The sequence below is a fragment of the Corynebacterium sp. c7Ub_26 genome (assembly GCF_053760365.1).
The window spans coordinates 156185-171123 of record NZ_JBSNBL010000004.1 but is presented as its reverse complement, the minus strand read 5'-3'; the positions used below and the strand labels follow the sequence as shown (position 1 = coordinate 171123).

The following is a 14939-nucleotide window of genomic DNA, read 5'->3' as shown; positions in this document are numbered from 1 at the left end:
CTTTCTCGTTTTATTTTTCTTACCGACGCCTGACGTCGGGTTTTCAGTGCCGGCGCCTGGTGCAGGACCAAGGTGATTTCTGTCCGTAGGATTCACCCGTTCGGAGATGCTTCCGCACGGAGGGTTAGACCTCCGACCCGGCTTCACTCTCTCGCACATGGAGTGGCTGTCCAGCGGCGTAGACCTCGTGGAGCTGGAAGTTGGGATTCATGACGACAAAGTCAGCGGGAGCTCCAACCGATAGGTGACCGGCCAAGGGGGCAACGCCAGCCGACGTGTTAGGGTCAGCCGACGTACCAGCGCCCGAGGAACGAGCACTACCTAGATCGCCAGGCTTCTCGCCCCCGAAACCGAGCACCCGAGCAGCCGTCGCGCTTGTGAACTTCACCGCATCTACCGGGTCGAACCCACGCTTAACCGCCCGAACAAATTGATCGAATAGCGTCGAGGTCCCGCCGGCAATCGATCCCACCGACCCGTCAGTCGTCGTTAATCGCGCTACACCATCGGCCACCGTGACGGCAAGCGCCCCCAGCACGTAGGATCCGTCGGCCTTCCCAGCGGCCTCCATCGCATCGGTAATGAAGAACGCAGCGTCGGGGACCGACTCCGTGACCATGTCGACGGTCCCGTTGTGGAGGTGGACGCCGTCGGCAATGAGCTCGACAAACACCTGCCCGGGGAACTTCTTCGCGGATGTGATCATGGCGGCCGCCGCGCCGGGTGCCCGATGATGCAGGGGCGGCATCGCGTTGAAGAGGTGTGTCGCGGTCACCACGATGCCCCGGTCCACAGCTTTGCCGACGAAACTAATCGTGGTGTCGTAGTCAGCGTCGGTGTGTCCGAGTGACAAGATGATCCCCTCGCGCGCACAGATGTCCAGACAGTCCTCGGCACCTGGGCTTTCGGGGGCCAATGTGATCTGCCGGACCAAGCCGGGGTGGCGGGCGGCCACCCGCGCGAACATGTCAGCGTCGGCGGGCACGATCCGGCCAGGATTCTGAGCTCCGCACTTGTGCGCGTTCACGAACGGCCCCTCGAGGTGCACCCCCGCGATCAGCCCCTCGTCGGCCAGTGGCCTCAGGATGTCCAGCTGCCGAACAATTTCCTGCTCATTGGCGCTAACGAGGCTGGCCAGCAGGGTCGTCGTCCCGTGTCGACGGTGGAACAGGGCTGCCCGGCGGCAGCTCTCCTCGTCGCCGGTCGGGAACGCCCCGCCATCACCACCGTGATTATGGAGGTCGACAAATCCCGGAATGATGGTCGGCATACCGGATGCACTCCACAGTGTCGACGAACCACTAGCCGACGCATCTGTAGTCTCGCTGTCCAATGGAGTGACTGATGAAATGCGTGACCCTGTGACCTCGATGCGTGCATGCTCCGTGATGCCCGCAGCGTCAATGACTCGCCCCTCCACCGTGAAATCCGGATGGCTCATAGCCTTACCTGCTCCTAACTATGGTTGTGTGACTGTGCTGCCATGAAGAATACGATCGCCCGCGGCTGTTGGCTCGTCGCGATGTCATCGCTGGCGTGTCAACGTGCAACCGCTAACTGGTCATAGCGCGGCTGCTTGCTTGCTACGACGCAACTGCTCTCCCGCCACAGCTATTATGACTGCTAGTATAGGTTGTAAGACGTCTGACGTCTATGGCTCATGACAATTATCGGCGACAGCGCAGGAGGGTAAACCACTGTGGGACTCACACTCGCACTAGACATTGGCGGTACCAAGATCGCCTGGGGACTTATCGACGACAACGCTCCCCGCACAGTAATTGCCCACGGGCGCCTTCCCAGCCAACCCCCTGGCGGGAACACCGCGGACCAACTTGAGGCCGCCGTCGTCGAAGCGTTAGCCGCATCCGCCCAAGGAACGTCGTCGACAAGCGAAAAAGTCATTGAGCGAGTCGGCGTGGCAGCCGCCGGTGTTATCGACCCCACCACCGCGATGGTCGCCCGCGCCGGGGCCACGATGCCTGGATGGGAGGGCACCGATATTGCTGTCCGCATTGCCCGCCATATCGACGCCCCCGTTTTTGCGCATAACGACGTCCGGGTATGGGCCTTTGGCGAGCACACGTTGTGTTGGTACGACGAGTATCCGCACTCCCGCCTGCTCTACGTCAGCCTAGGCACAGGGGTTGGGGGAGCGTTGGTCATCAACGACGATCTCGCCACCGGCAATCGCGGCACAGCCGGAGAGATTTCCGAACTTTATTGCCCCCATTACGGCAGTGGCGTAGCTCGGTGTGAAGACGTGGCATCCGGCCCGGGCCTCGTTACGACGTATCACAAAGCGATTTCGGAACACGACCGTGACACTGCGTTCCCGTCGACAGTGACTGATCTTTTAGAACTAGAACGTCAAGGAGACCCATTAGCGACGAATGTCCTGGACCGCAATCTGCATGGTTTTGGCCAGATGTTGGGAACGCTTGCGATGGGGCTTGACCTTGACGTCATTATCCTCGGTGGAGGAGTAGCGGGGCTGGGCGAAGCCATCACGCGGCGAATTCGTGATGGCGTGCGGAACCATCTGGCCTACAGCGTTCGCCCGTGCGATATCCGCGATAGCGCCGTGCGAGAAGGCCCTCTCGTCGCCGCCGCCCTTTACGCTCGAGCGCGGCACCGAGAACAGCTAGAACGCTGAAAACTCGAACGGCATCACCGTCCGAGTCCAGCGTGATTGCCTTGGTCAAGCCTAACCACCTACCCCACGAACCAACTGAGCAAAGGAGATTCCCATGCCCTTCTCATTTTCCGCTTCAACCGCTGCTGAACAACGCCAGGAACTGCGTACGATCATCGCGGGGGACATCATCGTGTCTGCTCAAGCCCCAGACGGCCACCCGCTTCGTGACACTCATGCGTTAACGCTGAGCGCGAAGGCATGCGTCGACGCCGGCACCCCCGCGATTCGCTGCGGCGGCTACGGCGGAATCGCAGACATTACCTCTATTGGCGACGCCGTCGATGTCCCCATTTTCGGTTTAACAAAGGAAGGCGACTCCGGCGTGTACATCACGCCGACGGCTGCGTCGGTCAAGGCTGTCGTCGACGCCGGTGCTGCGGTGGTCTGTGCCGATGCCACCGGACGGCCACGTCCTGACGGATCCTCCACCGAAGACCTGGTGAAGGCCGCCCACGAGTCCGGCGCACTCTTCATGGCGGATTGCGACACTGCGGCCAACGGGATAGCAGCATACGAGGCGGGGGCGGACATCGTGTCCTCAACGTTGTCGGGATATACCCCGGCGACGGAGCATCTCGAGGGGCCTGACCTGGACTTTATTTCCACCGTCCGAGGTGAGGTAGGGGAGGAGCCGCTACTCATTGCGGAGGGGCATTATCATTCCCCCGACGCGGTGAAGGACGCGCTCCAGCGTGGAGCCGACGCCGTCATCATTGGATCTGCCATTACGGATCCGCGGTGGATCACAGGGTTCTACCGCAGTGAAATAGGTAGGTAGTTCGGTGGCAGCGCCCACCTAATAGCAAAGGGCGTGGCGGTGGCCCTTAACAATGTGCGCGACTCCTACTTCTCGCGCGTAACTTACTTAACTCCAAGCGCTTCGCGGAGTGGTTCGTAATGGTCGACGACGGCTTGCCGGTAGGCGTCCTCGTCTCCCGCGACAATGGCGTCGACAATTTTTTGATGCGCATCCACGGTCTGTTCCAGATTGTCCTTCGTGGTCAGATGCAGTTTCGGCACTGCCACCATGTGCACCCGCCACAGCGCTTTGGATAACTCCTGAATGAGCCCGTTGCTGGTCACCGACGAAATGTGATCGTGAAACATGGAATCAGATTCCATGAATGGTTCATTCCGCGTGACCGCGGACCTCATTTGGTTAATAAGACGGCCCAAGAATACGCCGTCGATATCGTCGCGATGCTCGATAACATCGCGCGAAATCTGTAAATCTAACGCCTGCCGCGTATCAACCACATCGATCAGCCGAGATCGCGCGTGATCGTCGTCGAGAGTAATACGCAGGGTAAGGCCATTGACCAGGGGTTCAAGGGACATGTCGGCGACGAACGTGCCGAAGCCCCGACGGACCTCAAGGATGTCCAGGCTGACGAGGGTCCGGATAGCTTCCCTCACCGACGACCGTGACAGCTTGAGTGATTCCACAATTGTGAGCTCACTGGGCAGCGGGTCACCGACCTTCAGGTGATTGTCCCGGATATAGGCGACAATCGACCGCATGGCCACATCGGTTGCCGAGCGGGCCTCAGAACCGAAGAGTCCCGTATTGCTGCTCCTATAGCTGCGACCAGTGGCAGCAGAGTGCGATTTGGTATTGTCTTGGCCACTCACAGTGAAGCTGACCGCTCCTTCATTGCCGGATTCGTGTCGTGTACATGGGTTCGTGTACGAGGATCATTTGTACAAGAATTATTGTCCTGTACGGAGATCGAATATGTATGAGAATTGCGTATTCGGGGGTATCGGGGGTTTGGCACCGACGTTCGTTCCGTGGAGCGGCGAAAGCATCGGCCCCGAAGTGGGCGGTCCGCGAAATCACGCAACCATGAAACGACGGGATCACCGTCGGATGTTGACAGTGATCCCGAATGTGTTCGTATCAGCCATAAAGCAGAACTACATCTAGTTCCGCGGAGACTCTTTATCCAGCAGCGGAGAGATTGCCTGGAGAGTTTTGTAGGGAACCTAAGCCGTGATGTCCTCAACGATTCCCGTTGTGCATTCCTACACGGGACGACACTCCAATACCGGACGGAGCCCCTATTGCCGCGACCTATAGCCCGCGGCTGACCTGGTCAATCAGGTTCTGGGTGAAATCCCTCGGCTGTGGCTTCACAAAGAAAGTTCCGTCGGTAGCCTTAGCAACTGTGTCGCCCGCACTCACTGTTTCCCCATCGGGTAGCTGGAACTGTACATTGTCGCGAGTCTCAAAGGTCGGCTTGACATAGTCGCCACCCTCAATCCACTGCTTCAGTGCGGCTTCGCTGGTGCTGGAACCGCTGTGAAAGTGCTCTTCGACGATGTCGACATTGGACATATCAGCGGGTGGGGGAAGAACGATCATTGATAACTCCTTTAGGAAGGCGATGAAACTTCAAATGTGCATCAAACGTGGTCATGCGTTCTAGGCACGATCCCGCACGAAGAATACTCACCAAAAGTGCGCTGGTTGAACGCGCGCGGAAAATTGTGCCGATTATGCTTTTCTACTATAGACGCGAACGTATGACAATCCTTCTTTTTGTAAATCGAAACTTTTAAGGTTGAGAAAGGTCGATAATAGGCCGACAGTAGAGGTATGAGCGCAATGGGGAATTTTCTCCGTGGCAATAGACCTCGTTGTTGACGCCGGGGGCATTGATTTTGAAAATGTGCACTTGGTGTGTAGTGTCCACCGAGGAACTTTAGGATAGTTCACGTTTCACCACAGACCGTCGGTCCTCAGAGAAATCTGAGCGAAGTGTTGCTCATCCGAGTGACGGCCCACGCAGGAGACAACGCGAACGCAAAGAATTCGTCACCACGCTCCAGGTTCGAACCGGATACAAGGTTTCGGCCGGGTAGCTCGAAGTTCAGAGCATTATCGACGCGAACGTCGCAAGGCCCTGACGCGAAACAGAAGGTGATGAACGAATTGCGCGCCCCGCCTCCTGTGCGGGGCGTTACTCATTGGGTCTCCCCGACGGTGAAACTTACCGAAGGAAGGAGGCGAGAGTACATGGCCAACCCGAAGAACACTGCAGCTGTCAAGGAGCTCACTGCGCGTTTCCAGAACGCAAGCAGTGCAATCCTGACGGAATACCGTGGTCTGTCCGTTACTGAGATGACAGAGCTGCGCAAGGAACTTGGCGCTGAGGTTGAATACTCCGTCGCCAAGAACACCATGATCAAGCTCGCCGCACGCGAAGCTGGCGTCGAAGGTCTTGACGAAGAACTTCTTAACGGCCCCACCGCTATTGCATTTGTCAATGGCGAAGCGGTTGATGCCGCGAAGGCAATGAAGAAGTTCGGCGCAGACCATGACGCTTTCGTGGTTAAAGGCGGAACAATGGATGGTTCGGCTCTGACGGCCGAGCAGATCCAGCAGCTCGCGGACATGGACAACCGCGAGACCACACTGTCCAAGATCGCCGGTGGATTCAACGGCGTTCTGGCAAACGTTGCGTCCTTGCTGGGCGCACCGCATTCCGAGATGGCACGCCTGGCCGCGGCCCTCGAGGAGAAGAAGTAAACACTGTCGGTTCGCCGCCGACAGGCGGGTACGGAACCTCCCACACGAAGACGCGTAGAAAGGAAGCCATATCATGGCTAAGTACACCAACGAAGAGCTCATCGAAGCTTTCAAGGAAATGACCCTCGTTGAGCTCACTGAGTTCAAGAACCTCTTCGAAGAGACCTTCGACGTCACCGCTGCTGCTCCGGTTGCCGTTGCTGCTGCAGGCGCTGCCGGTGGCGAAGCTGCTGCTGAGGAAGAGAAGGACGAGTTCGACGTCGTGCTCGAAGATGCCGGCGCCAAGAAGATCGGCGTTATTAAGGTCGTCCGTGAGGTCGTCTCCGGCCTGGGTCTGAAGGAAGCTAAGGACCTCGTTGAGTCCGCTCCGAAGGCTATCCTCGAAGGTGCTTCCAAGGACGACGCCGAGGCTGCCAAGACCAAGCTCGAAGAGGCTGGCGCAAAGGTTTCCCTCAAGTAAGACAGGGATATGCGCATCTAATTCAGCGCGATGCGCAGAGCACCCGATTCCGGCCCATACGGTGCAGGAACGGTGCTCGGCGTAAATGCCGCAAACAGGGGTTTCCCAACACGGGAGGCCCCTGTTTTTGTCATATGTACTAGGGTGTTGGCGCTAGGGTAGTGGTGTGGGCGCTTAGTTTGTTCGCGCGACGTTCCACCGCGCCCCACCGCGAAGCTGCGCGCACAGTTCCGAGCCCCACCACAGAGTGATAAAAAACCATTAGACATGGTGCCATAAGTAGTATAAGATAGTCCGTTGCGCTGGATCCCCGTGCACAGATTTCTCGTTAGGCCTTGTACCAATTCCTTCAAAAACAGGATTTGACAAGGTCCTTTAGTGATATCCAACCACGGATGATCCGCTTTTTGGAAGAAGACACTCACTCTTTTCACGCAGGCAAACCACAGCGAGCACGGTCACCCCGCGTGAGGTGCTGGAAGGACCCATCTTGGCAGTCTCCCGCCAGACCAGTTTAACGTCCGGAATCCCCGGCGCGACGAAACGCTACTCGTTCGCGAAGATTAAAGAGCCGATCGAGGTCCCTGGCCTCCTCGATCTGCAGCGCGACTCGTTCGCGTGGCTTATTGGCGCACCCGAATGGCGCGCTAAGAAGCAGGCTGAGTCCGAAGAAGGCGCGCGTATTACCAGTGGCCTGGAAGACATTCTAGAGGAGTTGTCTCCCATTGAGGACTACTCCGGCAACATGTCCCTCACCCTATCCGAGCCCCGCTTCGACGACGTCAAGAATACGATCGATGAAGCCAAGGATAAGGACATTAACTACTCCGCCCCGCTCTATGTGACGGCGGAATTCACCAACGCCATGTCTGGCGAAATTAAAAGCCAGACTGTCTTCATTGGCGATTTCCCAATGATGACGGACAAAGGCACGTTCATCATCAACGGTACCGAGCGTGTCATCGTGTCCCAGTTGGTTCGCTCTCCTGGCGTCTACTTCGACGAGTCCATCGACAAGTCGACCGAGCGCCCGCTGCACTCCGTCAAGGTCATCCCTTCCCGCGGTGCATGGTTGGAGTTCGACATCGACAAGCGCGACACCGTCGGCGTCCGCATCGACCGTAAACGTCGTCAGCCCGTCACCGTGCTGTTGAAGGCTTTGGGCTTGTCGACGCAGGACATCACGGATCGTTTCGGTTTCTCCGAACTCATGATGTCCACCCTCGAGCACGATGGCGTCGCTAATACCGACGAAGCTCTCCTGGAGATTTACCGCAAGCAGCGCCCGGGTGAATCACCCACGCGCGATTCCGCTCAGGCTTTGCTGGACAACAGCTTCTTCAACCCGAAGCGGTATGACCTGGCGAAGGTTGGCCGCTACAAGGTGAACCGCAAGCTCGGTTTGGGCGGCGGCTCCACCACGGGTGAGCACACGCTGACCGAAGAAGACATTCTGACCACCATTGAGTACTTGGTGCGTTTGCACGCCGGTGAGCGGACGATGGAATCGCCCGACGGCACCGAGCTGATGATCACCACGGACGATATCGACCACTTCGGTAACCGACGCCTCCGCACCGTCGGCGAGCTGGTCCAGAACCAGGTTCGCGTCGGCCTGTCCCGTATGGAGCGTGTCGTGCGTGAGCGCATGACCACGCAGGACGCGGAATCCATCACGCCGACCTCGCTGATCAACGTGCGCCCCGTGTCGGCAGCGATCCGCGAGTTCTTCGGAACGTCGCAGTTGTCGCAGTTTATGGACCAGAACAACTCCCTGTCTGGCCTGACGCACAAGCGCCGTCTGTCCGCCCTCGGACCTGGCGGTTTGTCCCGTGAGCGCGCCGGCCTGGACGTTCGTGACGTCCACGCCTCGCACTACGGCCGCATGTGCCCAATCGAGACGCCTGAGGGTCCGAACATTGGATTGATCGGCTCCCTCGCGTCCTACGCACGCGTTAACCCGTTCGGTTTCATCGAGACGCCGTACCGTCGTGTCGAAGATGGGCAGGCCACCGACGTTGTCGACTACCTCACCGCTGATGAGGAAGACCGGCACATCGTCGCCCAGGCCAACACGAAGATGGACTCCGAAGGCCGCTTCGTCGAGGACACCGTCGAGGTCCGTATGAAAGGCGGAAACGTCGAGGTCGTCCCGGCAAGCGAAGTGGACTACATGGATGTGTCCCCGCGCCAGATGGTGTCCGTGGCTACCGCCATGATTCCGTTCCTGGAGCACGACGACGCCAACCGTGCCCTCATGGGCGCGAACATGCAGCGCCAGGCTGTGCCGCTGCTGCGCAACGAAGCGCCCTTCGTCGGCACCGGTATGGAACTGCGCGCCGCCCACGACGCCGGCGACGTTGTGATCGCCCGCCGCTCGGGTGTCGTCGAAACCGTGTGTGCTGACTTCATCACCACACTTGGCGACGACGGCCAGCGCGACACCTTCCTCCTGCGCAAGTTCGAGCGCACCAACCAGGGGACCTGCTACAACCAGAAGCCCCTCGTTGAGGCCGGCGACCGCATCGAAGAGGGACAAGCCCTCGCCGACGGCCCCGGCACCGAGAACGGTGAGATGGCTCTCGGCCGGAACCTCCTCGTGGCGTTCATGCCGTGGGAAGGCCACAACTACGAGGACGCCATCATCCTCAACCAGCGGATTGTCGAGGAAGATGTCCTCACCTCAATCCATATTGAGGAACACGAAATCGACGCCCGCGACACCAAGCTCGGGCCAGAGGAAATCACCCGCGATATTCCGAACGCATCGGAAGATATTCTCGCTGACCTCGACGAACGCGGCATCGTCCGCATCGGCGCCGATGTTCGCGACGGCGATATCCTCGTCGGTAAGGTCACCCCGAAGGGTGAAACCGAGCTGACACCGGAAGAGCGCCTCCTCCGCGCCATCTTCGGCGAGAAGGCCCGCGAAGTTCGCGACACCTCCATGAAGGTGCTGCACGGCGAAACAGGCAAGGTCATCGGCGTTCGCGTGTTCTCCCGCGAAGACGACGATGACCTCGCGCCCGGTGTTAACCAGATGGTCCGCGTGTACGTCGCCCAGAAGCGCAAGATCCAGGACGGCGATAAGCTCTCCGGCCGCCACGGCAACAAGGGTGTCGTCGGCAAGATCTTGCCTGCTGAGGACATGCCGTTCCTGCCTGACGGAACGCCGGTCGACATCATTCTGAACACGCACGGTGTGCCGCGTCGTATGAACATCGGCCAGGTGCTGGAACTTCACCTCGGTATGCTCGCGAAATCCGGGTGGAAGGTTGACCCCGAGTCCCAGGACCCCGCGATCAAGGCCATGCTGGAAACGTTGCCGGAGGACCTCTACGACGTCCCCGCCGATTCCCGCGTTGCCACCCCGGTGTTCGACGGCACGACCAACGAAGAGCTGTCCGGACTGATGCGCTCCTCGCGGCCCAACCGCGACGGTGACCAAATGGTCAACGAATTCGGCAAATCCACCCTGATCGATGGCCGGACGGGCGAGCCCTTCCAGCAGCCGATCTCCGTGGGCTACATGTACATGCTGAAGCTGCACCACCTGGTCGACGAGAAGATCCACGCGCGCTCCACCGGCCCATACTCCATGATCACCCAGCAGCCGCTCGGTGGTAAGGCACAGTTCGGTGGTCAGCGCTTCGGTGAGATGGAAGTGTGGGCCATGCAGGCCTACGGCGCCGCCTACACGCTGCAGGAACTCCTGACCATCAAGTCCGACGACGTCGTCGGCCGTGTCAAGGTGTACGAAGCCATCGTGAAGGGCGACAACATCCCCGACCCGGGAATTCCGGAGTCCTTCAAGGTGTTGCTCAAAGAGCTGCAGTCTCTGTGCCTCAACGTTGAGGTCCTCTCTGCCGACGGAACCCCGGTTGACCTGGGTGCCGACGATGACGACCTCGACCAAGCCAACGCATCCTTGGGTATTAACCTCTCCCGCGACGAGCGTTTCGACGCTGACGCGGTGTAGAGACCTCCCAACTAGTAACCAGTAATCATCCGAACAACCCTTGTGAACGAGGGGAAAGGACGTTACGTGCTCGACGTCAATCTTTTCGACGAGCTCCGCATCGGTCTCGCCACGGCCGATGACATCCGTCGCTGGTCACACGGCGAGGTCAAGAAGCCCGAGACCATCAATTACCGCACCCTCAAACCCGAGAAGGACGGCCTGTTCTGCGAACGCATCTTCGGGCCAACCCGCGACTGGGAATGTGCCTGCGGTAAGTACAAGCGAGTCCGCTACAAGGGCATCGTCTGTGAACGCTGCGGCGTGGAAGTAACCAAATCCAAGGTCCGCCGTGAGCGCATGGGCCACATCGAGCTGGCCGCGCCCGTCACCCACATCTGGTACTTCAAGGGCGTGCCCTCACGCCTGGGGTACCTGCTGGACCTCGCGCCGAAAGATCTGGAAAAGATCATCTACTTCGCCGCGAACATCATCACCTCGGTGGACGAGGAGGCCCGTCACACGGACCAAGAAACCCTCGAAGCCGACATGTTCATGGAGAAGAAAGAGGTCGAGGCCGACCGCGACGAAGAACTCGCGGAGCGCCAGCAGAAGCTGGAAGAAGACCTCAAAGAGCTCGAATCCAACGGTGCGAAAGCCGATGCCAAGCGCAAGGTTCAGAACGCCGCTGAGCGCGAAATGCGCCACATCCGTGAGCGCGCCGAGCGCGAAATCGACCGCCTCGACGAGATCTGGAACACGTTCATCAAGCTTGCCCCCAAGCAGATGATCGTCGACGAAACCATCTACTCCGAGCTCGTCGACCGCTACGAGGACTACTTCACTGGCGGCATGGGTGCAGAAGCCATCCAGACGCTGATTAAGAACTTCGACCTCGAAGCAGAGGCGGAGAAACTCAGCGAGGTCATCCGCGACGGCAAGGGACAAAAGCAGGTCCGCGCGCTCAAGCGTCTGCGTGTTGTCGCTGCCTTCCTGCGCTCCGGTAACGACCCGGCAGCGATGGTCCTGGACGCCATCCCGGTGATCCCGCCCGAGCTTCGCCCGATGGTTCAGCTCGACGGAGGCCGGTTCGCGACGTCGGACCTCAACGACCTGTACCGTCGCGTCATCAACCGCAACAACCGCCTGAAGCGCATGATCGACCTCGGCGCACCCGAGATCATCGTGAACAACGAGAAGCGCATGCTTCAGGAATCCGTCGACGCGCTCTTCGACAACGGCCGCCGTGGACGCCCCGTCACGGGCCCCGGCAACCGTCCGCTGAAGTCGCTCTCTGACCTGCTGAAAGGTAAGCAGGGCCGCTTCCGTCAGAACCTGCTGGGTAAACGTGTCGACTACTCTGGCCGTTCGGTGATTATCGTCGGCCCGCAGTTGAAACTGCACCAGTGCGGTCTGCCGAAGCTCATGGCGTTGGAGCTGTTTAAGCCATTTGTCATGAAGCGCCTGGTGGAGAAGTCTTATGCGCAGAACATTCGCTCTGCGAAGCGGATGGTTGAGCGGCAGCGTCCCGAAGTGTGGGACGTCCTCGAAGAAGCCATCGCGGAACACCCCGTCATGCTTAACCGTGCGCCGACGCTGCACCGCCTGGGTATTCAGGCGTTCGAGCCGGTCCTCGTCGAGGGTAAAGCTATCCAGCTGCACCCCTTGGCATGTGAGGCCTTCAACGCCGACTTCGACGGTGATCAGATGGCTGTCCACCTGCCGCTGTCTGCGGAGGCCCAGGCTGAGGCCCGCGTGCTGATGCTCGCCTCCAACAACATCCTGTCCCCGGCATCTGGTAAACCACTGGCCATGCCGCGTCTGGACATGGTGACCGGCTTGTACTTCCTCACCCTGGAAAAGAGCGAGGACCAGCTCGGTGGCGAAGGCGCCTACCACGAAGCCGACGAGAACGGCCCGAAGCGTGGCACCTACTCGTCCTTCGCCGAGGCCCTCATGGCGCGCGACCGCGGAGTGCTTGGTCTCCAGGCACCCATCGAGGTTCGCATCAGCCACCTCCGTCCGCCGGAGGACATCGAGGCAGAACTGTTCCCCGACGGATGGCAGCGCGGCCAGAAGTGGACCGCCCACACCACCCTCGGGCGCATCATGTTCAACGAACTGTTGCCGTGGAACTACCCGTTCGTCAACGGTGTCATGGCGAAGAAGGCACAGGCCGTCATCATCAACGACCTCGCCGCACGGTACCCCATGATCACCGTCGCGCAGACCGTCGACAAGATGAAGGACGCCGGTTTCTACTGGGCAACTCGGTCCTGTGTCACCATCTCCATGGACGACGTGCTCGTTCTTCCCAACAAGGAAGAAATCCTGCAGCGGTATGAGAAGCAGGCTGCGACCATCGAGAAGAAGCTCGCTCGAGGCAAGATCAACAACGAAGAGCGCTACCGCTCCCTCGTTGACCTGTGGAAGGAATGCACCGACTTCGTTGGTGAGTCCGTCGAGAAGATCTACCCCGACGACAACCCGATCCCGATGATCGTGAAGTCCGGTGCTGCCGGTAACATGCGCCAGATCTGGACGTTGGCCGGCATGAAGGGCATGGTCACGAACTCGCGCGGTGACTACATCACCCGTCCGATCAAGACCTCCTTCCGCGAGGGCCTGTCAGTGTTGGAGTACTTCAACAACTCGCACGGTTCGCGTAAGGGCCTGGCCGATACTGCTCTGCGTACCGCCGACTCCGGTTACCTCACGCGTCGTCTTGTCGACGTCGCTCAGGACGTTATCGTGCGCGAAGACGACTGTGGGACTCGGAAGGGCCTCGAGGTCGATGTCGCGAAGCCTATGTTGGATGCTGAGGGCAACGAAACGGGAGAATTCACCTGCGCTGAATTCTTGGAGACCGCGCTGATCGGCCGTTACCTGGCCAAGGACGCTGTCAACGACGAGGGCGACGTTGTCTACGAGCGTGGCGCTTTCGTCGGCGATGCCGAAGCCAAGAAGATGGTTGCCGAGGGCGTGCGGACCGCTACTGTCCGGACCGTCATGATGTGTGAAACCGCCACCGGCGTGTGCGCGACCTGCTACGGACGCTCCATGGCCACCGGCCAAAAGGTGGACATCGGTGAAGCCGTCGGTATCGTTGCCGCGCAGTCCATTGGTGAGCCTGGTACTCAGCTGACCATGCGTACGTTCCACCAAGGTGGTGTCGGTGGCGACATCACCGGTGGTCTGCCCCGTGTTCAGGAGTTGTTCGAGGCGCGCGTGCCTAAGAACCAGGCGCCGATTGCGTCCACTGAGGGCACGATCGAGCTCGAGGACGACGGCAACTTCTACACGCTGACTATCACGCCTGACAACGGCGAGGACGAGGTCGTGTACGAGAAGCTGTCGAAGCGCCAGGGTCTGGCAGGGACGCAGGAACCCGGCGGATTCGAACACCAGCTGCGTACCGGCGACCATGTTGTCACAGGCCAGCCACTGCTGCGCGGTGCTCCCGATCCGCACGAAGTGCTTCGCGTTGAAGGCGTGACGGGGGTGCAGAAGCACCTCATTGAGCAGGTCCAGAAGGTCTACCGTGACCAGGGCGTGGCGATCCACGACAAGCACATCGAGATCATTGTCCGGCAGATGCTGCGACGCCTGACTGTCGTCGATTCGGGATCCACCGAATTGCTGCCGGGTAGCCTGATTGATCGGAACGAAGCGCGAGCTATTAACAAGGCCGTCGCGACGAATGGTGGCGAGGGTGCCGCCTTCCGTCAGGAAATCATGGGTATCACTAAGGCATCGTTGGCCACGGAATCCTGGTTGTCCGCGGCGTCGTTCCAGGAGACCACTCGTGTCCTGACCGATGCGGCGATCAACAAGCGGTCCGATAAGCTCATCGGACTGAAGGAGAACGTGATCATCGGTAAGCTCATTCCGGCTGGTACGGGCATCTCCCGCTACCGGAACATCTCGGTTGAGCCGACCGAGGAGGCGCGTGCGCAGGCGTTCTCTATGAACACCAGCTACGGCGACGGCTTCTATGGCGAAGACGGTGCGTACGGCGAATTCACCGGCGCGGCCGTTCGCCTGGATGACCAGGGGTTTGATGGAGGCTTCGGCGATATTAGCTAGGTGAGCCTTTGAGGCGTGGCGCGTTGCTGGCGGGCCGGTTAGCCGGCCAGGGTGCCACCGGCGTGCTGCCTCTCAAAAAATGATTTTTCGGCAAATGCCCGGGTGCGAGTTATCTCGCACCCGGGCATTTTCTATTTTTAATTGGCTTTTTCTCGTCGCTTGTTAGGTTTTCGTGGCTGGGAGAGCCACGTGGGGTGGGGCGTTT

9 protein-coding genes are annotated in these 14939 nt (G+C 59.7%); 6 read left to right on the top strand and 3 right to left on the bottom strand.

Annotated features, from left to right (window positions below; translation table 11 throughout):
- Nucleotides 1-124: 124 nt before the first annotated feature.
- The gene (locus ACWORE_RS08190; protein ID WP_455303490.1) at nt 125-1441 is read right to left on the bottom strand and encodes an N-acetylglucosamine-6-phosphate deacetylase; all 1317 of its coding nucleotides are present in this window, start codon (nt 1439-1441) and stop codon (nt 125-127) included.
- Between the two features lie 258 nt (nt 1442-1699).
- Between ACWORE_RS08190 and ACWORE_RS08185 the strand changes: the two genes are divergently transcribed.
- Together ACWORE_RS08185 and ACWORE_RS08180 are read left to right on the top strand one after the other, a co-directional pair.
- Nucleotides 1700-2656 carry an ROK family protein gene (locus ACWORE_RS08185; RefSeq protein WP_406605137.1) on the top strand — a complete coding sequence of 319 codons (957 nt, stop codon included), beginning with the start codon at nt 1700-1702 and terminating at the stop codon, nt 2654-2656.
- A 94-nt stretch (nt 2657-2750) separates the two neighbouring features.
- Nucleotides 2751-3476, top strand: coding sequence for a putative N-acetylmannosamine-6-phosphate 2-epimerase (locus tag ACWORE_RS08180; RefSeq protein ID WP_296137727.1), 726 nt, complete (start codon nt 2751-2753; stop codon nt 3474-3476).
- Nucleotides 3477-3559: 83 nt separating this feature from the next.
- Here the strand turns inward: ACWORE_RS08180 and ACWORE_RS08175 are convergent, their stop codons facing one another.
- Both ACWORE_RS08175 and ACWORE_RS08170 read right to left on the bottom strand, forming a co-directional pair.
- Nucleotides 3560-4330, bottom strand: a complete 771-nt coding sequence (locus ACWORE_RS08175; protein ID WP_296137728.1) for a FadR/GntR family transcriptional regulator — start codon at nt 4328-4330, stop codon at nt 3560-3562.
- A gap of 442 nt (nt 4331-4772) precedes the next feature.
- Nucleotides 4773-5063, bottom strand: a complete 291-nt coding sequence (locus ACWORE_RS08170; protein WP_296137730.1) for a hypothetical protein — start codon at nt 5061-5063, stop codon at nt 4773-4775.
- A 654-nt stretch (nt 5064-5717) separates the two neighbouring features.
- On the opposite strand from ACWORE_RS08170, the gene rplJ reads away from it, so the two are divergent.
- The 4 genes from rplJ to ACWORE_RS08150 all read left to right on the top strand — a co-directional run bounded on the left by rplJ (nt 5718) and on the right by ACWORE_RS08150 (nt 14734).
- Entirely contained in the window at nt 5718-6230 is a 513-nt protein-coding gene (gene rplJ / locus ACWORE_RS08165; RefSeq protein WP_204582725.1) for a 50S ribosomal protein L10, read from the top strand.
- A gap of 73 nt (nt 6231-6303) precedes the next feature.
- Nucleotides 6304-6690: a 50S ribosomal protein L7/L12 gene (rplL, locus tag ACWORE_RS08160; protein WP_012732464.1), complete on the top strand. Its 387-nt coding sequence runs from the start codon at nt 6304-6306 to the stop codon at nt 6688-6690.
- Between the two features lie 472 nt (nt 6691-7162).
- Nucleotides 7163-10669 carry a DNA-directed RNA polymerase subunit beta gene (rpoB, locus tag ACWORE_RS08155; RefSeq protein WP_455303489.1) on the top strand — a complete coding sequence of 1169 codons (3507 nt, stop codon included), beginning with the start codon at nt 7163-7165 and terminating at the stop codon, nt 10667-10669.
- Nucleotides 10670-10735: 66 nt separating this feature from the next.
- A complete protein-coding gene (locus tag ACWORE_RS08150; RefSeq protein ID WP_455303488.1) occupies nt 10736-14734 on the top strand; it encodes a DNA-directed RNA polymerase subunit beta' in 3999 nt (1332 codons plus the stop codon).
- The last annotated feature ends 205 nt before the right edge of the window (nt 14735-14939 follow it).